The sequence below is a fragment of the Bradyrhizobium sp. CCBAU 25338 genome (genome assembly GCF_028128965.1).
GTDB lineage: Bacteria > Pseudomonadota > Alphaproteobacteria > Rhizobiales > Xanthobacteraceae > Bradyrhizobium > Bradyrhizobium liaoningense.
The window spans coordinates 27889-50717 of sequence record NZ_LFKY01000036.1 but is presented as its reverse complement, the minus strand read 5'-3'; the positions used below and the strand labels follow the sequence as shown (position 1 = coordinate 50717).

Annotated in this window: 21 protein-coding genes; 15 read left to right on the top strand and 6 right to left on the bottom strand. The window is 64.8% G+C overall.

The window, feature by feature from the left end:
• Nucleotides 1-201 precede the first annotated feature (201 nt).
• The 4 genes from ACM42_RS16935 (at nucleotide 202) to ACM42_RS16920 (ending at nucleotide 4055) form a co-directional block, all read left to right on the top strand.
• On the top strand, nucleotides 202-795 hold the full coding sequence (locus ACM42_RS16935) for a hypothetical protein (protein WP_271529022.1): 594 nt from the start codon (nucleotides 202-204) through the stop codon (nucleotides 793-795).
• Between the two features lie 626 nt (nucleotides 796-1421).
• Nucleotides 1422-2831 (top strand): TadE/TadG family type IV pilus assembly protein, encoded by a 1410-nt coding sequence (locus ACM42_RS16930; RefSeq protein WP_271529021.1) that lies wholly within the window; start codon nucleotides 1422-1424, stop codon nucleotides 2829-2831.
• 10 nt (nucleotides 2832-2841) lie between these two features.
• Nucleotides 2842-3402 (top strand): TadE/TadG family type IV pilus assembly protein, encoded by a 561-nt coding sequence (locus tag ACM42_RS16925; protein ID WP_370113768.1) that lies wholly within the window; start codon nucleotides 2842-2844, stop codon nucleotides 3400-3402.
• A complete protein-coding gene (locus ACM42_RS16920; RefSeq protein ID WP_271529019.1) occupies nucleotides 3402-4055 on the top strand; it encodes a TadE/TadG family type IV pilus assembly protein in 654 nt (217 codons plus the stop codon). Before ACM42_RS16925 ends, ACM42_RS16920 begins: the two co-directional genes overlap by 1 nt.
• A 7-nt stretch (nucleotides 4056-4062) precedes the next feature.
• On the opposite strand, the gene ACM42_RS16915 is transcribed toward ACM42_RS16920, so the two are convergent.
• Nucleotides 4063-5532 (bottom strand): FAD-binding oxidoreductase, encoded by a 1470-nt coding sequence (locus ACM42_RS16915; RefSeq protein WP_271529018.1) that lies wholly within the window; start codon nucleotides 5530-5532, stop codon nucleotides 4063-4065.
• Nucleotides 5533-5714: 182 nt separating this feature from the next.
• On the opposite strand from ACM42_RS16915, the gene ACM42_RS16910 reads away from it, so the two are divergent.
• Entirely contained in the window at nucleotides 5715-6182 is a 468-nt protein-coding gene (locus ACM42_RS16910) for a hypothetical protein (protein WP_271529017.1), read from the top strand.
• A 137-nt stretch (nucleotides 6183-6319) separates the two neighbouring features.
• On the opposite strand, the gene ACM42_RS16905 is transcribed toward ACM42_RS16910, so the two are convergent.
• The 3 genes from ACM42_RS16905 to ACM42_RS16895 all read right to left on the bottom strand — a co-directional run bounded on the left by ACM42_RS16905 (nucleotide 6320) and on the right by ACM42_RS16895 (nucleotide 9905).
• Nucleotides 6320-7609 (bottom strand): MFS transporter, encoded by a 1290-nt coding sequence (locus ACM42_RS16905; RefSeq protein WP_271529016.1) that lies wholly within the window; start codon nucleotides 7607-7609, stop codon nucleotides 6320-6322.
• A gap of 115 nt (nucleotides 7610-7724) precedes the next feature.
• Complete coding sequence (locus ACM42_RS16900; RefSeq protein ID WP_271529015.1) at nucleotides 7725-8921, bottom strand: acetyl-CoA C-acyltransferase; 1197 nt, start codon at nucleotides 8919-8921, stop codon at nucleotides 7725-7727.
• A gap of 213 nt (nucleotides 8922-9134) precedes the next feature.
• The gene (locus ACM42_RS16895) at nucleotides 9135-9905 is read right to left on the bottom strand and encodes an enoyl-CoA hydratase (protein WP_271529014.1); all 771 of its coding nucleotides are present in this window, start codon (nucleotides 9903-9905) and stop codon (nucleotides 9135-9137) included.
• Between the two features lie 157 nt (nucleotides 9906-10062).
• On the opposite strand from ACM42_RS16895, the gene ACM42_RS16890 reads away from it, so the two are divergent.
• Both ACM42_RS16890 and ACM42_RS16885 read left to right on the top strand, forming a co-directional pair.
• The gene (locus ACM42_RS16890; RefSeq protein WP_271529013.1) at nucleotides 10063-10590 is read left to right on the top strand and encodes a PaaI family thioesterase; all 528 of its coding nucleotides are present in this window, start codon (nucleotides 10063-10065) and stop codon (nucleotides 10588-10590) included.
• 69 nt (nucleotides 10591-10659) lie between these two features.
• Complete coding sequence (locus ACM42_RS16885; protein ID WP_271529012.1) at nucleotides 10660-11280, top strand: TetR/AcrR family transcriptional regulator; 621 nt, start codon at nucleotides 10660-10662, stop codon at nucleotides 11278-11280.
• Nucleotides 11281-11299: 19 nt separating this feature from the next.
• Here the strand turns inward: ACM42_RS16885 and ACM42_RS16880 are convergent, their stop codons facing one another.
• Nucleotides 11300-12208 carry a LysR family transcriptional regulator gene (locus ACM42_RS16880; protein ID WP_028178430.1) on the bottom strand — a complete coding sequence of 303 codons (909 nt, stop codon included), beginning with the start codon at nucleotides 12206-12208 and terminating at the stop codon, nucleotides 11300-11302.
• Between the two features lie 102 nt (nucleotides 12209-12310).
• Between ACM42_RS16880 and ACM42_RS16875 the strand changes: the two genes are divergently transcribed.
• From ACM42_RS16875 to ACM42_RS16840, 8 genes are all read left to right on the top strand, one after another.
• Nucleotides 12311-13807, top strand: a complete 1497-nt coding sequence (locus ACM42_RS16875; protein WP_271529011.1) for a CoA-acylating methylmalonate-semialdehyde dehydrogenase — start codon at nucleotides 12311-12313, stop codon at nucleotides 13805-13807.
• A gap of 22 nt (nucleotides 13808-13829) precedes the next feature.
• Nucleotides 13830-14975, top strand: coding sequence for an isobutyryl-CoA dehydrogenase (locus ACM42_RS16870; RefSeq protein ID WP_271529010.1), 1146 nt, complete (start codon nucleotides 13830-13832; stop codon nucleotides 14973-14975).
• On the top strand, nucleotides 14972-16039 hold the full coding sequence (locus ACM42_RS16865; protein WP_271529009.1) for an enoyl-CoA hydratase/isomerase family protein: 1068 nt from the start codon (nucleotides 14972-14974) through the stop codon (nucleotides 16037-16039). The genes ACM42_RS16870 and ACM42_RS16865 overlap by 4 nt, the downstream gene beginning before the upstream one ends.
• Nucleotides 16039-16956 carry a 3-hydroxyisobutyrate dehydrogenase gene (mmsB, locus tag ACM42_RS16860; protein WP_271529267.1) on the top strand — a complete coding sequence of 306 codons (918 nt, stop codon included), beginning with the start codon at nucleotides 16039-16041 and terminating at the stop codon, nucleotides 16954-16956. Before ACM42_RS16865 ends, mmsB begins: the two co-directional genes overlap by 1 nt.
• Nucleotides 16956-18674 (top strand): AMP-binding protein, encoded by a 1719-nt coding sequence (locus ACM42_RS16855; protein WP_271529008.1) that lies wholly within the window; start codon nucleotides 16956-16958, stop codon nucleotides 18672-18674. Before mmsB ends, ACM42_RS16855 begins: the two co-directional genes overlap by 1 nt.
• Complete coding sequence (locus tag ACM42_RS16850; protein ID WP_271529007.1) at nucleotides 18675-19154, top strand: MaoC family dehydratase; 480 nt, start codon at nucleotides 18675-18677, stop codon at nucleotides 19152-19154.
• 119 nt (nucleotides 19155-19273) lie between these two features.
• On the top strand, nucleotides 19274-20191 hold the full coding sequence (locus ACM42_RS16845; protein WP_271529006.1) for an SDR family NAD(P)-dependent oxidoreductase: 918 nt from the start codon (nucleotides 19274-19276) through the stop codon (nucleotides 20189-20191).
• Between the two features lie 180 nt (nucleotides 20192-20371).
• Complete coding sequence (locus ACM42_RS16840) at nucleotides 20372-21613, top strand: NAD(P)/FAD-dependent oxidoreductase (protein WP_271529005.1); 1242 nt, start codon at nucleotides 20372-20374, stop codon at nucleotides 21611-21613.
• Between the two features lie 101 nt (nucleotides 21614-21714).
• On the opposite strand, the gene ACM42_RS16835 is transcribed toward ACM42_RS16840, so the two are convergent.
• A complete protein-coding gene (locus tag ACM42_RS16835) occupies nucleotides 21715-22794 on the bottom strand; it encodes a D-TA family PLP-dependent enzyme (RefSeq protein WP_271529004.1) in 1080 nt (359 codons plus the stop codon).
• Nucleotides 22795-22829 lie beyond the last annotated feature (35 nt).

Genomic DNA, 22829 nt, shown 5'->3' with positions numbered 1-22829 from the left:
TTGCATGCCGCAAGCTTGACCCGCTGAGCGGGCATTCGTGCGCTGCGAGTTAATCATCTCGGTCGCTACGTGTAGGCTATGACGATTGCCGGCCGTGTCGCGCAATGCAGTCGGTTTTCAGCCGGCCTTTAGTCCCATTTCAGCCAAACTGTATTTGTTTCTCATGATCCGGGGCAGGGTCTCTCATTTGGAGTCCTTGCAATGTTCAAGCGAGTATTTTCTGCGTGCCTCTTCATTGTTCTCGGTTCTGTCGCTTCGGAAGCCCGTCCTTATCGCATCCATCAAGCCCCTGAATGTAATGTCACCATGCCCTGCGACTTCTCGTATTCGCAGACGCGACGCGAGCAGACTTCGCGATCCTTATCAGCTTCCAGATCTTCACCGGTTTCCAGGTCCTCGCTGCAGGCCTACCGCTCGACGCAACTGACGGTAACTGATGCGGGGGGCACCGCCACGTCGGCGACCGTCTCCGGTGTCTCCAGCGCTCGCATTGTCGGTGGCCGTCCGGCCGGTTGCCCTTCGTCCTTCTGCGGCTGCGGCGCGGCGCTGCGCGTGTTTGGCCGGATCGTGCCGGAATTGAATCTTGCGTCCAACTGGCTGCGCTTTCCGCGGACATCACCCGCACCAGGAATGGTTGCTGCGCGACGAGGACACGTTTTCGTTCTGGAGAAGCACCTCGGGGGCGACGTCTGGATGGCCTATGACGCCAACTCGGGCGGGCGCGCGACGCGAATCCACGCACGTTCATTGCGAGGGTATACGATCGTCAATCCCCGTGGCGGTTCGGTGGCTTGAGGACAGCTAACTCCACGCTCGACAAGACCACGGACGGGTCGCAACATCTTTGCGACCCTCGTCCTCGATCAGGCCCTTCTCGCCGATGATCGCGCGCAGTGAATCGCGCATTTGGGCGGTCAGCGGAGCGGTTGGAATGATGGGTTCCGACGGACCGGCAGCCGGCATTTGCTTAGGGTATTGTCGACGTTTGCGCCGTCGCGTCTAACGGCAATATGGTACTTGGCCCGGAAAGCCCGGCGAGCAGGGCGTTCTTTGCGTCGACAGCCGTTCATGGGGTCGTTTTCGGCGGTCTTGTTTGAGCCGCCGCCCGCATCAGGCGCGTCCGACGCGCTCTTCGCCTGCCGGTGCACGTCGTGCACCCGCCGGGACCTTGCGCATGATCCGTTAACCGTCGATCTCTGCGATCGCGTTTAAGCGGCGTTAATGATTCTTTCTCGATGCGACACATCTCACTTTGCTGCAGTCCAAGTTTGTGGATTGCCCGTAAGTGTTGATTAAGAAGGCCATATCCATATTCCAGCCTGCGACGCGCGGGCGATCGGCAGCAAGAATGTTGCGGCCTCCCCATCACGAGATTTCAGGAAAGTGTTCTTGCCGCAACGGCGGCATTCAGGATGAATGTCATGCTCCGCCGAGTAGTGCTCTGTTTCGCGAGAGATCGGAAGGCCAACGTCGCCATCATCTTCGCCCTCATGATGGTTCCGACCATCTTTCTTTTGGGCATGACGCTCGACTACACGCTGGCCTTGCGCAAGCGCGAGCAGTTGAACGCCGCCGCCGACGCCGCCGCGATCGCAGCCGTGCGGCCGGCGATGCTGGTGCAGAGTGACACGGCCGTGGTCAAGGCGACCGCGGAAGCCGTTTTCGCGGCGAAGGCGAATCTTCCTGGCCTGTCGTCGGTCCCGACGCCGACGGTCACCGTCACTGATACCGGTCTCGCTCGCACGATCACGGTGTCCTACACCGCGCAGTCCATCAACAATTTCCCCGGTGTTCTCGGCAAGCAGACCTGGCAGGTCAACGGATCCGCCACGGCGCGGGCGTCCAGCGCGCCCAACATGAATTTCTATCTGCTGATGGATGACTCGCCGTCGATGGGGATCGGCGCGACCGCGAGCGACATCAGCAATCTCATCAAGTACACCGCCCCCGCGTACCAGTCGGCAACGGCCTCGCAGAATTGCGGCTTCGCTTGTCATCAGACCGATATCGCGCACGACGGCGGGAAATACGATAACCTCGCGATCGCGCGAAACAGAAATATCACTTTGCGGATTGATCTGGTGACAAATGCCGTCAATCAGCTGCTCAATTCATGGTCGAACTGCCCGCAGTCCGGCATCTCGGGGGGCGTCATGCAGTGCATGGCCGCGCTGAACAACACCACCTACAAGGCCGCGCTCTACACGTTCGACTTGAGTTTGAACACACTGGCCGCGCTGACCACCCCGACCCTCGCCGGAACCAAGGTTTCCAGCATCTCGCTGATGCCGGTCGCGTACCAGAACTGCGTTGTTGTGAAGACCAACTGTAAGACCGACAATGGCACGGACATCGCAGGCGCGCTCAAGAGCCTCAACGACATCATGCCCACGCCCGGGCTTGGGAGCAACGCGGCGGGAGATACGCCGCAGCAAGTGGTGTTCCTCGTCACCGACGGCGTCGAAGACAAGATTTCCACGACTTGCCCCAACGCGAGCTTCGCCTCCAACAATCGATGCCAGCAGCCGCTCGACACGACGATGTGCACGACCATCAAGAACCGCGGCATCAAGATCGCAGTCCTCTATACGGAGTATCTACAGCTCATCGCCGATCCCGATACCGGCATCCAGAAAACCGATAAATGGTATATGGACTGGATCCACAAGTATAACCAGCCGGCTTCCTCAACCGGCAAGATCGCGCAAAACCTCCAGGCGTGCGCCTCGCCTGGTTTCTATAAAAGTGTTCAGAGCGGCAAGAACATTTCCGATGCGCTGACCGACCTGTTCATCAAGGTCGCGTCCAGCACAGCCAGCCTCGTGCAGTAGAGAAAGCGCCATGACGGGGCCGGGAGATGCAACAACCATGAGACGCCGCAATCGCTGCACGGCTTTCGCGCAGGACAAGAGGGGTGCCACGGCCGTCGAATTCGCGCTGGTCGCTGCGCCGTTCCTCGCCCTCATCATCGCGCTGATCCAGACGTTCCTCGTTTTCTTTGCCCAGCAGATGCTCGAATCCGTCGTGCGCCAGTCGGCGCGCCTCGTCATGACCGGACAGGTTCAATCCGCGCAGATGACGCAGGCGGTTTTCAAGCAGAAGGTCTGCGAGCAGATCGTGATCCTGTTCAATTGCAGCGGCCTCATGGTCGACATGCAGGTGGCGACCTCGTGGACGTCGGCGAACACGGGGATGCCGACCCTGACCTTCGACAGCTCGGGCAAGGTCACCAATACCTGGCAGTACGACCCCGGCGATGCCGGCGACATCGTCGTGCTCCGCGTCATGTATGAGTGGCCGGTCGTCCTCGGGCCGCTCGGTTTCAATCTCTCGAACCTCAGCAACGGCAACCGACTGATCATGTCGTCCGCCGCGTTCCAGAACGAGCCAGGAGCTACCTGATGATCTCCGCCCTGTCATCTCGCGCCCGGCACCTGTTGGCCGACGACCGCGCCGTTGCAGCGACGGAGTTCGCCGTGGTGTTGCCGTTCATGCTGGTGCTCTATGTCGGCGGCGTCGAGCTCGGCAACGGCCTTGCCATGAACGTCAAGGTCAGCGCGACCGCGCACAGTGTCGCCGACATGGTCACGCAGAACACGGCCGTCACCTCGTCTCAGATGGACGGCATTCTCGCGGCTGCGAGCGCCATCATGGCACCCTATCCGACCAAGAGCGGCAACACCTCCTTGATGACGATCACGGTCTCGGGCGTGTCGACCGACAGCAACGGCAATGCGACGGTGCAATGGAGCACGTCGACCAGCTCGACGGGCGCGAGAAACAAGGGTGACCCGATGACCTTGTCGAAGTTCACGGGGCCGGGCGGTACCACCAACGCCAACATCTCGCTCGTCCTGAGCGAGGTGACCTATGACTATGCGCCCAACCTCGGCTTCACCATCGCCGGAACCGTGAAGCTGTCCGACAGCTACTATCTGTTCCCCCGCTGCTCGACCAACAGCCCGGCCACCTCGAGCTTTCCCTATTACGACGTGAAATATCCGGCGACCAAGACCTGCACCTGCGTCGAGCATTTGCAGAAGAAGACCTGTTGATCGACAGTCACAGCCGCAGCACCTTGCCGGGGTTCATGATGTTTTGCGGATCGAGCGCGCGCTTGATGGTGCGCATGATGTCGAGCTCGGTCTTCGACCGGTAGTGGCTGAGCTCGTCGAGCTTGTCGATGCCGATGCCGTGCTCCGCCGAGATCGATCCGCCCATGGAAGTGACGAGGTCGTTCACGGCCCGCGTCATGGCGCCCTTGTACTGGGTCAGCGTCTGCTGATCCATGCCGATCGGCCCCATGAACGAGAAGTGCAGATTGCCGTCGCCGATGTGTCCCAGGGGGTAGGGGCGGATGGTCGGGAGGATGTCGATCACGGCCTTGAGCCCCTTGTCGATGAACTCCGGGATCCGGGAGATCGCCACCGACACGTCGTAGCTCAGTCCCGGACCCTCGGCCCGGGAGGCCTCGGCCACACCCTCCCGGATCCGCCACATGTTGCGCGACTGGCCGACCGTGTGAGCGATCGCGGCATCGAGCACGCGGCCGGCCTCGAGCTGGTCGGCAAGGAACTGCTCCAGCTTCTCGGACATGCCCTCGGTCCCATCCCGGCGCGGGCGCGCAGACGACCACTCGAGCAGGAGATACCATGGCGTGTCCGCCTTGAGCGGATCCTGGGTGCCGGGAATGTGGCGCAGCACCATGTCGATGGCGGCGCGGCTCATCAGCTCGCAGGAGCCGACATTGTCCTCGGAGGCGCTATGGGCTTCGGACAGGATCTCCAGGGCCGCGCGTGGATCCCGGATCGCCAGCCACGCGGTGCTGACGTCCTTCGGCGCCGGCCACAGCTTAAGCACGGCCTTGGTGATGATGCCCAGCGTGCCTTCGGCGCCCATGAACAGGTGCTTGAGGTCGTAGCCCGTATTGTCCTTCTTGAGCGCTCGCAATCCGTCCCAGACATCGCCATTGGGCAGGACGACCTCGAGCCCCAACACGAGATTGCGGGCATTGCCGTAGCGCAGCACCTGCACGCCGCCGGCGTTGGTCGAGAGGTTGCCGCCGATCATGCACGAGCCCTGGGCGCCGAGGCTGAGCGGCAGGAACCTGTCGTGCTTGCTGGCGGTCTCCTGCAGCGTCTGCAGCACGCAGCCCGCCTCGACCGTCATCGAATAGCCGACGGGATCGACATCCAGCACGCGATTCATGCGGCCGAGCGACAGCACAATGCCGGTGTGCGCCGGCCAGGGCGTGGCCCCACCCATCAGGCCGGTGTTGCCGCCCTGCGGCACGATCGCGACGCCGTGCGCGTGGCAAAGCCTGACCACTTTTGACACTTCCTCGGTGTTGCCGGGACGAACGACGGCGCCGGCACCGCCGACCAGCAAGCCTCGCCAATCCGTCACGAACGGCTGCTTGCCGTGCTCGTCCTCGATAAATCCCTTCTCGCCGACGATCGCGCGCAACGCATCGCGCATCTCGGCGGTCACAGGCGTGGTCGGGATGATGGGTGCGGACGACGGAGCCGGCATTTTGTTTCCCCTGGGGTACATCTTGGCGTGTACTCGATGTGCCGATCCCGGCAACGTTCAGGCAATCTTTGCAACATTTCTAAACAGCTTCGTCAACATCCCGCGGCTGTTGGGGCTTAGGACGCGCCCAGACTTTACGGATCAGGATCGGAAGAATGCTATTGAAGTTGTCGGCGGCGCGCATGGGCATCGGCGCGGCCTGCCTCGTGCTCGTCGGCATCAGCCCGTTATGCGCAGAGCCGGTGTTCGACGGCCTGGCCGGCGCATGGTCGGGCATCGGTACGATGAAGCCCTCGGATGGTCCGCGTGAGAGGGTCCGCTGCAAAGTGGCATACAACGTCACCAGGCCGGGACGGTCGTTGACACTCGATCTGCGCTGCGCAAGCGATGCGTACAAGATGGTCCTGTCCGCGAACATCGAGCAGAGCGGGACGGAGCTTTCCGGCAACTGGTTCGAGAGCGAATATCGACAGGGCGGCAAGGTCTACGGCACGAACAAGGACGGCCTGATCGAGGCGCGAATCGAGGGAAACACGGTGGCCGCGCTGGTGACGATCCAGACCAAGAGCAATCATCAGTCCTTCCTGATGGAGGCGCCGGGGTCCTGGATGTCGGAGGTCGCGATCGAACTGAGCAAGGATTCGAAGTGACGCCGATCCTCGTGCCGTCACAATCTTCCATACACGGCAATCGCTCTCCGCTTCGGTGCGCCGGGTGCTCGAAGGTTTCACCGGCTCGAGCGGATTGGTGACGCCGCCGTGTTCGGCGTCACCAGCACGATCAGATACTACGCCATCGCAGGCTGCGGCTTGGGCTGCCGCGACAGCGCCAGCACGATCAGCGCGGCGAACACGCACAGCGCGCCGGCAATGAAGAACGCAGGCAGGTAGCTCTCATACACCGTGCGAGACAGGCCGGCGCCGAAGGCGGCGGCGCCGGCACCGAGCTGATGGCCGGCAAAGATCCAGCCGAACACCAGATTGGCGCGCTCCGGTCCGAATTTCTGCGCGGTGATCCGCACGGTCGGCGGCACTGTGGCGATCCAGTCGAGCCCGTAGAACATTGCGAAGACGGAGAGGCCGTAGAACGAGAAATCGCTGAAGGGCAGGAAGATCAGAGAGAGCCCGCGCAGGCCGTAATACCAGAACAGGAGCCAGCGATTGTCGTAGCGGTCCGACAGCCAGCCCGACATGATGGTGCCGAAGAAGTCGAAGATGCCCATCGCAGCCAGCAGGCTCGCCGCCTGCACCTGCGGGATGCCGAAATCGAGGCACATCGGGATCAGGTGCACCTGGACGAGGCCGTTGGTCGAAGCGCCGCAGACGAAGAAGGTCGCGAACAGGATCCAGAACGCCGTCGATTTCGAGGCATCGCGCAACGTGCCGAGCGCAACGCCCGTGATCGAGCCGTGGCTCGCCGGCGGGGCGGGCAGGGGCTCGGTGCCCTCGTCGCCGAACGGCCGCAAGCCGACATCGCTGGGGCGGTCACGCATCGCGAGCAGGACCGCCACTGCGGAGACGCCGAGCATGATGCAGACGAAGCCAAGCGCCAGGCGCCAGCCGTAGCGCTCGGTGAGGCTTGCGAGCAGCGGCAGGAACACGAGCTGGCCGGTGGCGACGCTCGCGGTCATGATGCCGACGACGAGGCCACGTCGTGCTGCGAACCAGCGCGTGGCAATGGTTGCGCCGAGCACCAGGGCGGTCATGCCCGTGCCGATCCCGATCACCACGCCCCACAGCGCGATGAGCTGCCAGACTTCGGTCATGCCGAGCGAGAGCACGAGCGCCGAGACGACGATGAGCTGGGCGGCGAGCGTGACGTTGCGCAGGCCGTACCGGTTGAGCAGGGCTGCGGCGAACGGCGCCATCAGCCCGAACAGGATGAAGCGGATCGACAGCGCGGAGGAGATCTCCGCCGTGCTCCAGCCGAACTCCTTCTGAAGCGGCACGATGAACACACCGGGCGCGCCGACCGTGCCGGCGCTGATCAGCGCGGCGAGAAAGGTCACGCCGACCATCACCCAGCCGTAGTGAATGTTGCGGCGGGAAAGCGCTGCCGCGAGCCAGTTCGAGATCATTGGGCCTCAATCTTGGTTTGCGAGCCCCGGGAGACTCGCGTCGTCGTTACACTCTGGCACAGGCGAGGGAAGGCTGAAATGACAGGCTTCCCTCAGTTTCGGCCATTGCGGACGGCTAGTGCGCCGGCCGCTCCACCGCGATGGCCGTGGCTTCGCCGCCGCCGATGCAGAGCGCGGCAATCCCGCGTCTGAGGTTCTGCGCCTCGAGCGCATGCAGCAGCGTCACGATCAGCCGCGCGCCGGTGGCACCGATCGGGTGTCCGAGTGCGCAGGCGCCGCCGTTGATGTTGAGCTTTTCGCGGGGAATGCCGAGATCGCGCTGCGCAGCCATCGCGACCACGGCGAACGCCTCGTTGATCTCGAACAGGTCGACATCGGAGGCAGCCCAGCCGACCTTGTCGAGCAGCTTGCGGATCGCCGGAATCGGCGCCGTGGTGAACCATTGCGGCTCCTGGCTGTGAGTGGCGTGGCCCTTGATCTCGGCGAGAACAGGCAGGCCGCCCCGATCGGCGAGCGAGCGCGTCGTCAGCACCAGCGCAGCGGCGCCGTCGGCATTGGCGGAGGAGGCCGCCGGCGTGATGGTGCCGTTGGCGCGGAACGCCGGCTTCAATCCGGGAATCTTGGCCGGGTCAACCTTCAGCGGATGCTCGTCATTGGCGATGACGCGCGGGCCGCCTTTCTCGGTCAGCGTGATCGGTGCGATCTCGGCCTTGAACGCGCCGCCCTCGACCGCCTTGCGGGCGCGGCTGAGCGTCTCCATGGCATAGGCGTCCTGGTCCTTGCGGGTGAACTGATAGGCTTCAGCCGTGGCCTCGCCGAAATCGCCCATGGAGCGGCCGGTCTCGTAGGCGTCCTCGAGCCCGTCCATCATCATGTGGTCGATGATGCGGTCATGGCCGACGCGATAGCCGCCGCGCGCCTTGGCGAGCAGATAAGGCGCGTTGCTCATGCTCTCCATGCCGCCGGAGACGACGATCTCGGCCGAGCCGGCGCGGATGATGTCGTGCGCCAACATGGTCGCCTTCATGCCGGAGCCGCAGACCTTGTTCACCGTGGTGGCGCCGGTGGCATCGGGCAGACCGGCGCCACGCGCCGCCTGGCGCGCCGGCGCCTGGCCTTGTCCGGCCGGAAGCACGCAGCCCATGAAGACCTCGTCGACCTTTTCGGGCGCGAGTTTGGCGCGCTCCAGCGCCGCGCCGATCACGTGCGATCCGAGCTTCTGGGCGGCAAGCGGCGACAATTCGCCCATGAAGCGACCGAGCGGGGTGCGGGCGGCGGAGACGATGACGACGGGATCGGCGGCTTCGGCCATGACGAGAACTCCCTGCGATGACGGGTGAGATTATGGTCATCATATGATGCGGCGCAAAAAATGCAACCGCGCCAGGGATGAGAAAATGTCGTGGTTCAGATGAGATTTGGTCGTTCGATTGGAGGAGTATGGGGCAACTTGTTGTGTAGCGGCCACCCGACACCTGGCTGTCATTGCCCCGCCTTCGCGGGGCAATGACACGGTTAGCGGAGCCTACCGCTTCCGGTTCACAAATGCCTGCATCAGCCGCGTCGGCTCGTCGGTCAGGAACGACTCGCCGAACACTTTCACACTGAGGTTCACCGACTCCGTCAGCGGCAGTTCCTCCCATTGCCGCAGCAGTGCCTTCTGCGATCGCAGCGCCTCGGGGCCGCATTCGAGCAGCGCCTTCACGGTGTGCTCGATCACGGCATCGAGCTCGCCTTCCGGTGCGACCTTGTCGATCAGTCCCCAGGCCAGCGCGGTCGGGGCGTCGATGTTCTCCGCCGTCATCACCAGCCAGCGCGCACGGGCCCAGCCGATCAGGCGCGGTAGGAGCGCCGCATGGATCACCGAGGGGATGCCGACGCGCACCTCCGGCATGCCGAAATGCGCATCATGCGCGGCAATGCGGAAGTCGCAGGCCGCCGCCACTTCGAGCCCGCCGCCGAGGCACCAGCCGGGCATCCGTGCGATCACCGGGGCAGGGAAGGCACGCACCGCCTCGCAGAGATCGCGCAGGCGGCTGATGAAGGTTTCGGCGGATTTCTGGTCGAGCTTGGCCATCTCCTTGATGTCTGCGCCGCCGATCATGCTCTTCTCGCTCTGGCCGCGCAGCACCACGACCCGAATGCTGCGGTCGGATGCGAGCTGCTGGAGGCCTTCGCGCACGGCCTCGGTGACCGGTGAGCCGAGAATGTTGAGCGGGCCGGCGTTGCAGATCGCGACATGAACGACGCCGCGCGCATCGCGCGTCACGCCGCAGTGGTTGTTGAGCATTTCCATCGTGGCATCTCGAAGGTTTCGTGGACGCGTGCGAGGCGCACTGGTCGGGATCACTTCCGGGCCGAAACGGCCGGCTTGTCAAGCGGGCCCACGCGACCGAGTTGCCAGCGCGAAGTCCGTGGCATAGTATGAGGATTATCATACAAATGGACATGTCATGACCCAACTCGATCAGCTCGATCTGTTTTCGCCCGAACGGCGGCGTGAGCGCGTGGTGGACTGGCAGGTGCCGGCGCCGGTCGCGAAAGTGGCAATGGGCCTGTCGGGCATGGACGCCATGCTCGGCATTCGCGACGGCCGGCTGCCGCCGCCGCCCTTTGCGAAACTGATCGGTTTCACGGTGGGATTGGTCGAGCCGGGCCGGATCGTCATGGAACTGGAGCCGCGCGAAGATCTCGAAAACACCATCGGTCTCCTCCACGGCGCGACCGCAGCGGCGCTTCTCGATACGGCTATGGGATGTGCGATCTCGACCCGGCTCGAGGCCGGGCAAAGCTCGGTGACCCTCGATCTGAAGTTGACCTATTTGCGCCCGCTGTCGGTTCGCTCCGGGCTGATCTCGGCCGAAGGCAAGGTGATCAAGCTGGGACGCCAGACCAGCTACACCGAGGGCTTTGTCCGCGACGGCAAGGGGGCCCTGGCGGTCCACGCAACTGCAACCTTTTCCATGATCGGCGCAACTTAACATGAATTAATGCACCGATTTCGGCATTTGCGTGTTATGAGATGACTCTCGACATCCAATGAGATCCGCATGCGCTACTCCCCGGAACACAAGCTGGAAACCCACGACCGCATCGTGAAGAAGGCCTCCGTGCGGCTGCGCGAGAAGGGTGCCCATGGCATCGGCGTCGCCGATCTCATGAAGGAGGCGGGCCTGACCCATGGCGGCTTCTACGCGCATTTCGATTCCCGCGAGGCGCTGGTGATCGAGGCCTTTGGCTATGCCATGGACCGCTCGATGGAGCACTGGCGCAAGCTTACCGGCGAGGCCGCTCCCGAAAAGCGCCTGGCGCTGATCGCGGAAAGCTATCTGTCCACGCTGCACCGCGACAATCCCGGCCATGGCTGCTCGATCCCCGCTCTGGGCGCCGAGATCGCCCGCGAGAGCCCGAAGACACGCAAGGCCTTTGCCGGCAAGCTCGACCAGATGATCGAGATGATGACCGACTATATCCCGAACATGCCACGCAAGGCCGCGCGCAAGCAGGCGATCGCGACGCTCGCGACGATGGTCGGCACCATGCTGCTGGCGCGCGTCGCCGGATCGAACGAATTGTCGGACGAGGTGCTGAAGGCAGGCCGGGATAGCGCGCTCGATGGCGTGAAGCGCGAGCCAAAGGTGCCTGCTGTGAAGAAGGTGAAGCAGGGTTAGCCGAGCTCGGCAGCGGCGTTCACCGTCCCGCAAACAGCGCCCGCTCGCGCTCGACGATCTCGCTGATGTAGTCCGCCACCGCCCTGATCCGCGCGAGGTCCTTGCTGTCGGCGTGCATCAGCATCCAGAATGTTCGCATGATCGAGATGTCGTCCGGCAACACTGCGACAAGCTGCGGATGATCGCTCGCCATGAAATGCGGCAGCACGGCAATGCCGAAGCCCGAGAGCGTAGCATTGAGCTGAGCGATCAGATTGGCGCTGCGAAAGCGTGCGGAAATCCGCGGCGACACCTGCGGCAGATAGTCGAGCTCCGGCGTGAACAGCAGCTCCTCGATGTAGCCGACGAAGCGGTGCTGCGGTAGGTCTTGCCGTGACGAGATCCTGGGAAAGCGGTCGAGATAGGCTGGCGCGGCATAGAGCCCGAGGCGGTAATCGAGCAGCTTGCGGCCGACGATGCGGCCTTCCTTCGGCATGGTCAGGCTGATGGCGATATCAGCCTCGCGCTTGGAGAGACTGAACAGCCGCGCGGTTGCCACAAGTTGCAAATCGAGATCGGGATAGCGGTCGGCGAAGGGGGCGAGCCGTGGCGCCAGGAAGGCAGTGCCGAACCCGTCGGGCGCGCCGATCCGCACGGTGCCGGTCAGCCGCGCCACCGAGCCGCCGACCTGCTCCTGGTTGGCGACGATGGTCGATTCCATCGCTTCCGCACTGTCGGCGACGCGCTGGCCTGCCTCGGTGAGGAGATAGCCGGTCTTGCGCCGGTCAAACAGCTTGGCCGACAGGTGCTTTTCCAGCCGATCGACGCGGCGGATCACCGTGGCATGGTCGACGCCGAGCTGTTTTGCCGCAGCCGAGACCGAGCCGCCCCGCACGATGGCCAGCACGAAGCGAAAGTCGTCCCAGTCGATAGCGCCTTGATCCAGCATTTTCGCACATCTATGGTGCAATATCTCAGACTTGAATCCTATAAAATGCAGGTCGATAGGATTTGTCAAAGCGACCACGCTCGGCCTGAAGGAGATCATCCCATGCGTTCAATCGGACATTTCATCGGTGGCAAGGAGGTCAAGGGCACCTCGGGCCGCACCGCCGACGTTTTCGAGCCGATGACCGGTGACGTCCAGGCCAAGGTGGCGCTGGCCTCCAAGGCCGAGGTTCGCGCCGCCGTCGAGAACGCGCGCGCAGCACAGCCCGAGTGGGCCGCGACCAACCCGCAGCGCCGCGCCCGCGTCATGATGAAGTTCGTCGAGCTGGTGCAGCGCGATTACGACAAGCTCGCCGAGTTGCTCGCCCGCGAGCACGGCAAGACCGTGCCCGACGCCAAGGGCGACATCCAGCGCGGCCTCGAGGTCGCCGAGTTCGCCTGCGGCATTCCGCATCTGATGAAGGGCGAGTACACCGAAGGCGCCGGCCCCGGCATCGACATCTATTCGATGCGCCAGCCGCTCGGCGTCGTCGCGGGCATCACGCCGTTCAATTTCCCGGCGATGATCCCGATGTGGAAGTTTGCGCCGGCGATCGCCTGCGGCAACGCCTTCATCCTGAAGCCGTCGGAGCGCGACCCCGGCGTGCCGATGCTGCTCGCTGAACTCATGATGGAAGCGGGCCTGCCGGCCGGCATCCTCAACGTCGTCAACGGCGACAAGGAGGCGGTCGACGCCATCCTCGACGATCCCGACGTCAAGGCCATCGGCTTCGTCGGCTCGACTCCGATCGCGCAGTACATCTACGAGCGCGCCGCGCAGACCGGCAAGCGCTGCCAGTGCTTCGGCGGCGCCAAGAACCACGCCATCATCATGCCCGATGCCGACATGGACCAGGCCGTCGACGCGTTGATCGGCGCCGGCTACGGCTCGGCCGGCGAACGCTGCATGGCCGTGTCCGTCGCGGTGCCCGTCGGCAAGTCCACCGCGGACCGGCTGATGGAAAAGCTGATCCCGCGTGTCGAGAGCCTCAAGATCGGCACCTCGATCGATCCGTCGGCCGATTACGGCCCGCTGGTCACACGCGAGGCGGTCGAGAAGGTCAAGGGCTACATCGACATCGGCATCAAGGAAGGCGCGACGCTGGCCGTCGACGGCCGCGGCTTCAAGATGCAGGGCTACGAGAACGGCTTCTATCTCGGCGGGTCGCTGTTCGACAACGTCACCAAGGACATGCGGATCTACAAGGAAGAGATCTTCGGCCCCGTGCTCTCGGTGGTGCGCGCGCACGACTACAAGGAAGCGCTGGCGCTGCCGTCGGACCACGACTACGGCAACGGCGTTGCCATCTTCACCCGCGATGGCGACGCCGCGCGCGACTTCGCGGCCAAGGTGAACGTCGGCATGGTCGGCATCAACGTGCCGATCCCGGTGCCGATCGCCTATTACACCTTCGGCGGCTGGAAGAAGTCCGGCTTCGGCGATCTCAACCAGCACGGCCCGGACTCGATCCGCTTCTACACCAAGACCAAGACGGTGACCTCGCGCTGGCCGTCCGGCGTCAAGGAAGGTGCGGAGTTCTCGATCCCGCTGATGAAGTGATCCTCTCAGGAGCGAGGCCGGGATGCAGTTCGCTCTGAACGAGGATCAGATCGCGGTTCGCGACATGGCGTTGGCGTTTGCGGCGGAAAAGATCGCGCCGCATGCGCTGCGCTGGGACGAGGAGAAGCACTTTCCCGTCGACGTCATGCGCGAGGCTGCCACGCTCGGCATGGGCGGCATCTATATCCGCGACGATGTCGGCGGCTCCGCCATGACGCGGTTCGATGCGGCGCTGATCTTCGAGGCGCTGGCGACGGGCTGCCCGACCACCTCAGCCTTCATCTCCATCCACAACATGGCGAGCTGGATGATCGATGCCTTCGGCAGCGACACCCAGCGCCACACATGGCTGCCAAGGCTCTGCACCATGGAGCTGATCGCCAGCTACTGCCTGACCGAGCCGGGCGCCGGCTCGGATGCGGCAGCGCTGCGCACCCGCGCGGTACGCGACGGCGACCACTATGTCCTCAACGGCCAGAAGCAATTCATCTCCGGCGCAGGCGGCACCGATCTCCTGGTCGCGATGGTCAGGACCGGCGGCGACGGCCCCGGCGGCATCTCAACCCTCGTCATCGACGGCAAGACGCCGGGCGTCTCCTTCGGTGCCAATGAGCGCAAGATGGGCTGGAACGCGCAGCCGACCCGCGCGGTGATGTTCGAGAACGCCCGTGTGCCGGTTGCCAATCGGCTCGGCGAGGAGGGCGTGGGTTTCAAGATCGCGATGGCCGGTCTCGACGGCGGCCGCCTCAACATCACGGCATGCTCGCTCGGTGGCGCGCAGACCGCGCTCGACAAGGCGCGCGCCTACATGAAGGAGCGCAAGGCGTTTGGAAAGCGCCTCGACGAATTCCAGGCGCTGCAATTCCGCCTCGCCGACATGGCGATCGAGCTCGAGGCCGCGCGCACCTTCCTGTGGCGTGCCGCGGCAGCGCTGGACCGCAAGGACCCCGACGCCACGATGCTGTGTGCGATGGCCAAGCGCTTCGGCACCGATGTCGGCTTCGAGGTCGCCAACCACGCGCTCCAGCTTCACGGCGGCTACGGCTACCTCAGCGAGTACGGCATCGAGAAGATCGTGCGCGACCTGCGCGTGCACCAGATCCTCGAAGGCACCAACGAAATCATGCGGCTCATCGTGGCGCGCAAGCTGATCGAGGGCGCGCGATGAGCTCGGCGGAGGAGGGCGATCTCATCGTTCGCCGCGAGGGCGCCGCGGGCGTGATCCGGCTCAACCGTCCGAAGGCGATCAACGCCATGACGTTGGAGATGTCCATCGGCATCGATGCGGCGCTGGACCGGTTCGAAACCGATCCGGACGTTGCCGTCATCGTGCTCGAAGGTGCCGGCGAGCGCGGCCTCTGCGCGGGTGGCGACATCCGCGGCCTCTGGGAGAGCTCGCGCGAAGGCGGCGATCTCGGCGCGCGGTTCTGGCGCCAGGAATACGTCATGAATGCGCGGATCGCGAAATATCCGAAGCCCTATGTTGCGTTCATGGACGGCCTCGTCATGGGCGGCGGCGTCGGCCTCTCCGGCCATGCCAGCCACCGCGTCGTCACCGACCGCACCAAGCTCGCGATGCCCGAAGTCGGGCTCGGCTTTTTCCCCGATGTCGGCGGCACCTGGCTGCTGTCGCGCTCGCCCGGCGAGATCGGCACTTATTTCGGCCTGACCGGGCAGACGATGAACGGGCCGGACGCCATCCACGCCAAGTTCGCGGATGCCGTGGTGCCGGCAGCCAAATGGCCGGAGCTGCGGGAGGCGCTGACCAAGGTTCGCCGGGGTGCGACCGCCGCCGAGGTGAGCAAGCTCATCAATGGCTTTAGCACCGGCGAAGCTAAAGGACCGGTTGCGGCCAAGCAGGCGGCCATCGACGCTCTGTTCGGCTTCGACCGCATGGAGGACATCGTCGCGGCGCTGAGGCGTGACGGCTCCGAATTCGCACAGGCCACGCTGAAGACGCTCAACGAGAAATCGCCGCGCGGCATGGTGGTGACGCTGAAACTGCTGCGGCTCGCGCGCACGGCGTCGAACCTGGAGGAGTGCCTGGTGCGCGAATACCGCGCCGCGCTGGAAGTCTTCCGCAGCGACGATTTCCGCGAGGGCGTGCGTGCCGCGGTGATCGACAAGGACCGCAATCCGGCCTGGTCGCCGCCGCGGATCGAGGATGTGACGCCAGAGATGCTTACGCCGTATCTCGCCGAGATCGGCGCCGACGAACTGAAGTTCAACTAATCAACGCTGCAGCGGAGGAAACCACAATGGCCACGATCGCATTCATCGGTCTCGGCAACATGGGCGGCCCGATGGCCGCCAATCTGGTCAAGGCCGGCCACAAGGTGGTGGCGTTCGACCTCGTCGAGGCCTCCCGCAATCAAGCCAAGGCTGACGGCGCCGGCATCGCCGACAGCGCCGCGGGCGCGGTGAAGGGCGCCGATGTCGTCGTCACCATGCTCCCCGCAGGCAAGCACGTGCTTGGCGTCTGGAACGAGGTCGTTCCAGCCATGACCAGGGGCGCGCTGATCATCGATAGCTCCACCATCGACGTCGAAAGCGCGCGGCAAGCGCACGCGCTGGCCGCCAAGCACGGCGTGCTCTCGGTCGACGCGCCGGTCTCCGGCGGGACCGGCGGCGCCAAGGGCGCAACGCTCACCTTCATGTGCGGTGGCGAGGAGAAGGCGTTTGCAGCCGCCAAGCCGGTGCTCGAAAGCATGGGCAAGAAGATCGTCCATTGCGGCGGCGCCGGCGCAGGGCAGGCTGCAAAAATCTGCAACAACATGATCCTCGGCATTTCCATGATCGCGGTGAGCGAGGCCTTCGCGCTTGGTGAAAAGCTCGGGCTCTCGCACCAGGCGCTGTTCGACGTTGCTTCGACCTCGTCCGGCCAGTGCTGGTCGCTGACGACCTATTGCCCGGTGCCGGGCCCGGTGCCGACCTCGCCGGCGAACAACGACTACAAGCCGGGCTTCGCCTCGGCCCTGATGGTGAAGGATCTGACGCTGGCGCAGGACGCGGCGAAGGCTGCGGGCGCCGCCACGCCGCTCGGCAAGCATGCGCAGGAGATCTATCAGTCTTTCGACGCAGCCGGGCAGGGCGGGGTGGATTTTTCCGGAATTATCAAGCACGTTAGGAGTCTGGCCGGGAAAGCTTGATGACGACATTCCAGGAAGCGCGCGCGTTTCTGCTAAAGCACCGCACGGAATACGAGGCGGCGGTCAAAGGATTCCGCTGGCCCGATCCGGTTGCATTCAACTGGGCGCTCGACTGGTTCGACGCCGAGCTGGCGGCGAATGCGGACAGCAAGGATCGTCCCGCGCTCTGGATTGTCGATGCCGCACAGGACAAGCAGACAAAATTATCATTCGCGGCGCTCTCGAAGCGCTCCAACCAGGTCGCCAACTTCCTCCGCGCGCAGGGCCTCAAGCGCGGCGACCACCTTTTGCTGCTGCTCGGCAACGTGGTTCCGTTGTGGGAGACGATGCTGGCGGCGATGAAGCTCGGCGTCGTCGTGATTCCAGCGACGACACTGCTCACCGCCGACGAGCTGCGCGACCGGCTCGATCGCGGCAAGGCGAAGGCGGTCGTGGCCGCCGAGGATCAGGTCGCCAAATTCGCGAGCCTGGGCGCCGAGAACGTCGTTCGCATCGTGGTCGGCGCGGCTTCCAACGGCTGGCTCGCCTATGACGAGGCGGCCAAAATGCCGGAGGGCTTCACGCCGGATGGCCTGACCAACGCCGACGACCCGATGCTGCTCTATTTCACCTCGGGCACGACGGCAAAACCAAAGCTGGTGCGGCACAGCCAGCGCAGCTATCCGGTCGGCCATCTCTCGACCATGTACTGGATCGGACTGAAGCCCGGCGACATCCACCTCAACATCTCGTCGCCCGGCTGGGCCAAGCACGCCTGGAGCTGTTTCTTCGCGCCATGGAACGCGGGCGCGACCGTGTTCGTGGTCAACCAGCCGCGCTTCGATGCCAAGGCGCTGCTCGCCACCATCGGCCGCTGCGGCGTCACCACGCTGTGTGCGCCGCCGACCGTTTGGCGGCTGTTCATTCAGGAGAACCTTGCATCGTTCAAGGTGGCCTTGCGCGAGGTCTGCGGCGCAGGCGAACCACTGAACCCTGAAGTGATCGATCAGGTGCGGGCCGCCTGGGGCCTCACCATCCGTGACGGATACGGCCAGACCGAAACCACGGCGCTCGCCGGCAACTCGCCGGGCCAGAAGATCAAGGTCGGCTCGATGGGCCGGCCGCTGCCGGGCTATCGCGTCCAGATCAGCGACGCCGATGGGAACCCGGCGAAGGAAGGCGAGGTCGCGCTGGTGCTCGGGACCGAGCGCCCGGCCGGCCTGATGCAGGGCTATCAAAGTGATGACGGCAAACTGTCCGGCGCAGAGGGCGAGCTCTATCGCAGCGGCGATGTCGTGTTCGAAGACGACGAGGGCTATCTCACCTTCGTCGGCCGCTCCGACGACGTGTTCAAGTCGTCGGATTACCGCATCAGTCCGTTCGAGCTCGAGAGCGTACTGCTGGAGCATGAGCTGGTCGCGGAAGCCGCGGTGGTGCCGAGCCCGGATCCGATCCGGCTCGCCATTCCCAAGGCCTTCGTGCTGCTGACGTCGGGCGCGCAGCGTTCACCCGAGACAGCGTTCTCCATCTTCAAACATCTCCACACGCGCCTCGCGCCATTCAAGCGCATCCGTCGTCTCGAAATCGTCACCGAGCTGCCGAAGACGATCTCTGGAAAAATCCGTCGCGTCCAGCTACGACGGCTGGAACGCGACAATGATCGCGACGATCCGCTGCGCGGCCGGGAATTCCGCGAGGAGGATTTTCCGGAGCTGGCAAAGACACGGAGCGAGACCTAAGTGAACGAAGTCTGGAAGAAGCCGCCGATTACGCTTCAGGCCTATCAGGCCATGGTCGGCAAGGAGATCGGCGTGTCCTCGTGGCACCTGATCGACCAGCCCCGCATCGACACCTATGCTGACGTGATCGAGGATCACCAGTTCATCCACGTCGACCCTGAAAGAGCCAGGAAGGAAACCGCTTTCGGCGGCACCATCGCGCACGGCTTCCTGACGATGTCGCTGCTGTCGATCATGTCGTACGAGGTGATGCCCGTCATCGCAGGCACCACGATGGGGGTGAATTACGGCTTCGACAAATTGCGCTTCATCTCACCGGTCCGCTCGGGCAAGCGCGTCCGCGGCCGTTTCGTGCTGGCCGAGGCCAAGCTGCGCAAGCCCAACGAGTTGCAGTCCCGCACCAACGTCACGGTCGAGATCGAAGGCGAGGACAAGCCCGCGCTGGTCGCGGATTGGCTCGGCCTGATCTATTTCGCCTGATACCGCGTGTCGTTGCCGGGCTTGACCCGGCAACCCATCGCTGCTCAAAAGCTCTTCGATTTTGATGGATAGCCGGGTCAAGCCCGGCCGTCACGAACTAGCATCCAGGAAACGCAAACATGGCAATCAGGTTCGACGGACGCGTCGCCATCGTCACCGGCGCGGGCAATGGTCTCGGCAAGGCGCATGCGCTGGGATTGGCCAGCCGCGGCGCCAAGGTCGTGGTCAACGATTTCGGCGGCGCGCGTGACGGCAGCGGCGGCTCGCTATCACCGGCCGAAGCTGTGGTCGAGGAGATCCGCAAAGCCGGCGGCACCGCGATGGCCGACGGCGCGGACGTGTCGAATTTCGAACAGGTCACCGCCATGGTCGAGCGCGCCACCAAGGAGTGGGGCAGCGTCGATCTCCTGTGCGCCAATGCCGGCATTTTGCGCGACAAGTCGTTCGGCAAGATGGAGGTAGCCGATTTCCAGAAGGTGCTCGACGTGCACCTCGTCGGCACCTTCTATTGCTGCAAGGCGGCCTGGGCCGGCATGCGCGACCGCAATTACGGCCGCATCGTGCTGACGACGTCGTCGTCCGGCCTCTACGGTAATTTCGGCCAGGCCAATTACGGCGCGGCCAAGTCCGGCATGGTCGGCCTGATGAATGTGCTTGCGGAAGAGGGCCGCAAGAACAACATCCGCGTCAACATCATCTCGCCGACGGCGGCGACCCGCATGACCGAAGAGCTGCTGCCGCCACAGGCGCTGCAACTGATGAAGCCGAACGCGATCACGCCGGCGGTCGAGTATATGCTCAGCGAGGATGCGCCAACCCGCACCATCATGGGCGCCGGCGCCGGCTCCTTCGCCGTGATCAAGATTCTGGAGAGCGAAGGCATCAACCTGCCGGAGAGCGAGTGGACGCCCGATGCGGTCGCCGCGCATTTCGAAGAGATCAGCGACATGTCGAAGGCGAAAGCGCTGCAAGGCGCCTTCGAGCAGACGCAGAAATACGTCGCGCAGGCCGCGGCACGGGCGGGGATCAAGCTCTAGCCACGCCGTCATTCCCGGGCGATGCGAACGGCTGGCCCCGGAACGTACCTTCCGTCATGGCCGGGCTTGTCCCGGCCATCCACGTTCCTGGCACCACGCGCGTGGCTTTCGTGGATGGCCGGGACAAGCCCGGCCATGACGACCCGTTCCTTGGTGTCCAGCTTGGCCTAAACTCCCGCCATGACCTCATCTGAACCCCACGTCGCCATTGTCGGCGCCGGCCCCGCCGGGCTGATGGCGGCGGAGGTACTGGCGCAGGGCGGCGCCCGCGTCACCGTCTACGACGCCATGCCATCGGCAGGCCGCAAATTCCTGATGGCCGGCCGCGGCGGGCTCAATCTCACCCACAGCGAGCCGCTGCCGCAGTTCATGACGCGCTATCGCGAGGCGGCACCGAAGCTGCAAGCGGCGATCGAGGCGTTCCCGCCGGACGCGCTGCGCGCCTGGAGCGAGGCGCTGGGTGAGGCGACCTTCGTCGGCACCAGCGGGCGGGTGTTTCCGAAAGCGTTCAAGGCCTCGCCCTTGCTGCGCGCGTGGCTGCGGCGGCTCGATGCCGCCGGCGTGCGCTTTGCGTTTCGTCATCGCTGGATTGGCTGGGACGAGCACGGCCGATTGCTGTTTCGCACCAGCGGCGGCCAACGGTCGATCGAGGCCAGGGCAGTGGTGCTCGCGCTTGGCGGCGCAAGCTGGCCGCGGCTCGGATCGGACGGCGGCTGGACCGGTCTTCTCGCCGCAAGGGGCATTGCCGTCTCGAAGCTGCGGCCGGCCAATTCCGGCTTCACGGTCGCATGGTCCGATGTGTTCCGCGACCGTTTCGAGGGCCAGCCGCTCAAGGGCGTGGCGCTGACGATCGGCGCACACACGGTGCGCGGCGAAGCGATGATTACGCGTGGCGGCATCGAAGGCGGCGCGATCTACGCGCTGTCGGCCGAGCTGCGCGAGGCGGTGCTGGGTCTCGGGCAGGCGACGCTGATGATCGCGCTGCGGCCGGACCTTGCCGTCGCCGACCTGACAACGCGCCTGTCGGGCACGCGCGGCAAGCAATCGCTGGCGAACTTCCTGCGCAAGGCGACGCAATTGTCGCCGGTCGGTATCGGCCTGATGCAGGAGGCGGCCATCGCATCCGGCCGGCCTCTGGCGTCGTTCTCACCGGCCGAGCTCGCGCGCCTGATCAATGCCATTCCGGTTCGGCTCACCGGCGTCGCCCCGATCGATCGGGCGATCTCGACGGCAGGCGGAATCATTTTCGACGAGCTCGACGAACACTTCATGTTGCGCAAGCTGCCCGGCGTGTTCGCGGCCGGCGAGATGCTGGATTGGGAGGCGCCAACGGGCGGCTATCTGCTGCAGGCGTCCTTCGCGACCGGGGCTTCGGCGGGCAGGGGCGTGCTGGGCTGGCTCGCCCAACTGCAGAAATCGTAGGGTGGGCAAAGGCGCGAAGCGCCGTGCCCACCATCTTTCGCAGGCACGGCGAGAAAGTCGTGGGCACGCTTCGCTTTGCCCACCCTACGGCAGTGCGCTCCCTACCTCAACTTCCCCCGCGCGGCCACCGGCAGCGTGCCGATGATCTCCTCGCCGCGCACCATCACCACTTCGTCCATCATGTTGACGACGACGCAAACGTGGTTCGGCACGATGCGGACGACGTCGCCGACATTCGGCCGCGTGTTGCTGCGGGAGAGGTCGAGGAAGCCGTGCTCCTCGGCGAATTTCGCGATCTTGGCCTCGGGATGCTCCAGGATCAGGCCGTGGCCGTCGAGGCCGCCGGTATCTGACGTCAGCGTCTTAGAGCCGGCATCGAGGATGCCGCGCTCGGGCGCGGCGCGGCTCACGACGGTCGAATAGATGTGCAGGGCGCAATCGTCCCAGCTGGCGACACCGGCGGCGACTTGCATGCGATCGTTGTAGATATAGGTGCCGAAGCGATGCTCGGTGCCGCCCTTGAGCTTGCCGAGATTGACGAGATTCGGCGTGCCGCCGGTCGAAACGATCTTGGCATCGAGCCCGTGCGCCCGCACGCCGGCCAGCGCCTCGTCATAGAACTTCTGTGCCTCCGCCCAGCCGGTCTCGGTCGGATACAGCATGAAGCCGGCGAACTCGAGCCCCGTGGAGGCTGCGATCTCACGCGCCAGCGCGATCGCCTCGGCCGGCGTCTCGACACCCGCACGCTTGCGGCCGGTGTCGCATTCGACGACGACCGAAAGCGGGCGGCCGGATGCTGCGGCTGCCTTGGGCAACCCGGCGACGACGGTCGAGTTATCGGCGGCCACCGTCATGTTTGCCTTCGCCTGCAGCGCGCCGAGCCGCGCCATCTTCTCCTCGCCGAGCAGATTGTAGCTGATCAGGATGTCGTCGATGCCCGCATTGGCCATGATCTCGGCTTCGCCCAGCTTCTGGCAGGTAATGCCCTTGGCGCCGGCCGCGACCTGCATCCTGGCGATGGTCGGGTTCTTGTGCGTCTTGATGTGCGGGCGGTTGGCGACGCCCGCGTCATCGCAGGCCTTCTGGATGCGCGCGATGTTGCGCTCGACCCTGTCCATGTCGATGACGGCGCAGGGCGTGCCGTATTCGCGGGCGATCTTGGCGGCGAGGGGCGTGGTCATGGAGGTCCTTCAGTTGGCGCGTATTCTGATCGCAA

Bases quoted from the DNA above. Each gene is read 5' to 3' on its own strand.
- ACM42_RS16935 (WP_271529022.1), top strand. From the start codon at position 202: ATGTTCAAGCGAGTATTTTCTGCGTGCCTCTTCATTGTTCTCGGTTCT.
- ACM42_RS16930 (WP_271529021.1), top strand. From the start codon at position 1,422: ATGCTCCGCCGAGTAGTGCTCTGTTTCGCGAGAGATCGGAAGGCCAAC.
- ACM42_RS16925 (WP_370113768.1), top strand. From the start codon at position 2,842: ATGACGGGGCCGGGAGATGCAACAACCATGAGACGCCGCAATCGCTGC.
- ACM42_RS16920 (WP_271529019.1), top strand. From the start codon at position 3,402: ATGATCTCCGCCCTGTCATCTCGCGCCCGGCACCTGTTGGCCGACGAC.
- ACM42_RS16915 (WP_271529018.1), bottom strand. From the start codon at position 5,532: ATGCCGGCTCCGTCGTCCGCACCCATCATCCCGACCACGCCTGTGACC.
- ACM42_RS16910 (WP_271529017.1), top strand. From the start codon at position 5,715: ATGGGCATCGGCGCGGCCTGCCTCGTGCTCGTCGGCATCAGCCCGTTA.
- ACM42_RS16905 (WP_271529016.1), bottom strand. From the start codon at position 7,609: ATGATCTCGAACTGGCTCGCGGCAGCGCTTTCCCGCCGCAACATTCAC.
- ACM42_RS16900 (WP_271529015.1), bottom strand. From the start codon at position 8,921: ATGGCCGAAGCCGCCGATCCCGTCGTCATCGTCTCCGCCGCCCGCACC.
- ACM42_RS16895 (WP_271529014.1), bottom strand. From the start codon at position 9,905: ATGGAAATGCTCAACAACCACTGCGGCGTGACGCGCGATGCGCGCGGC.
- ACM42_RS16890 (WP_271529013.1), top strand. From the start codon at position 10,063: ATGACCCAACTCGATCAGCTCGATCTGTTTTCGCCCGAACGGCGGCGT.
- ACM42_RS16885 (WP_271529012.1), top strand. From the start codon at position 10,660: ATGCGCTACTCCCCGGAACACAAGCTGGAAACCCACGACCGCATCGTG.
- ACM42_RS16880 (WP_028178430.1), bottom strand. From the start codon at position 12,208: ATGCTGGATCAAGGCGCTATCGACTGGGACGACTTTCGCTTCGTGCTG.
- ACM42_RS16875 (WP_271529011.1), top strand. From the start codon at position 12,311: ATGCGTTCAATCGGACATTTCATCGGTGGCAAGGAGGTCAAGGGCACC.
- ACM42_RS16870 (WP_271529010.1), top strand. From the start codon at position 13,830: ATGCAGTTCGCTCTGAACGAGGATCAGATCGCGGTTCGCGACATGGCG.
- ACM42_RS16865 (WP_271529009.1), top strand. From the start codon at position 14,972: ATGAGCTCGGCGGAGGAGGGCGATCTCATCGTTCGCCGCGAGGGCGCC.
- ACM42_RS16855 (WP_271529008.1), top strand. From the start codon at position 16,956: ATGACGACATTCCAGGAAGCGCGCGCGTTTCTGCTAAAGCACCGCACG.
- ACM42_RS16845 (WP_271529006.1), top strand. From the start codon at position 19,274: ATGGCAATCAGGTTCGACGGACGCGTCGCCATCGTCACCGGCGCGGGC.
- ACM42_RS16840 (WP_271529005.1), top strand. From the start codon at position 20,372: ATGACCTCATCTGAACCCCACGTCGCCATTGTCGGCGCCGGCCCCGCC.
- ACM42_RS16835 (WP_271529004.1), bottom strand. From the start codon at position 22,794: ATGACCACGCCCCTCGCCGCCAAGATCGCCCGCGAATACGGCACGCCC.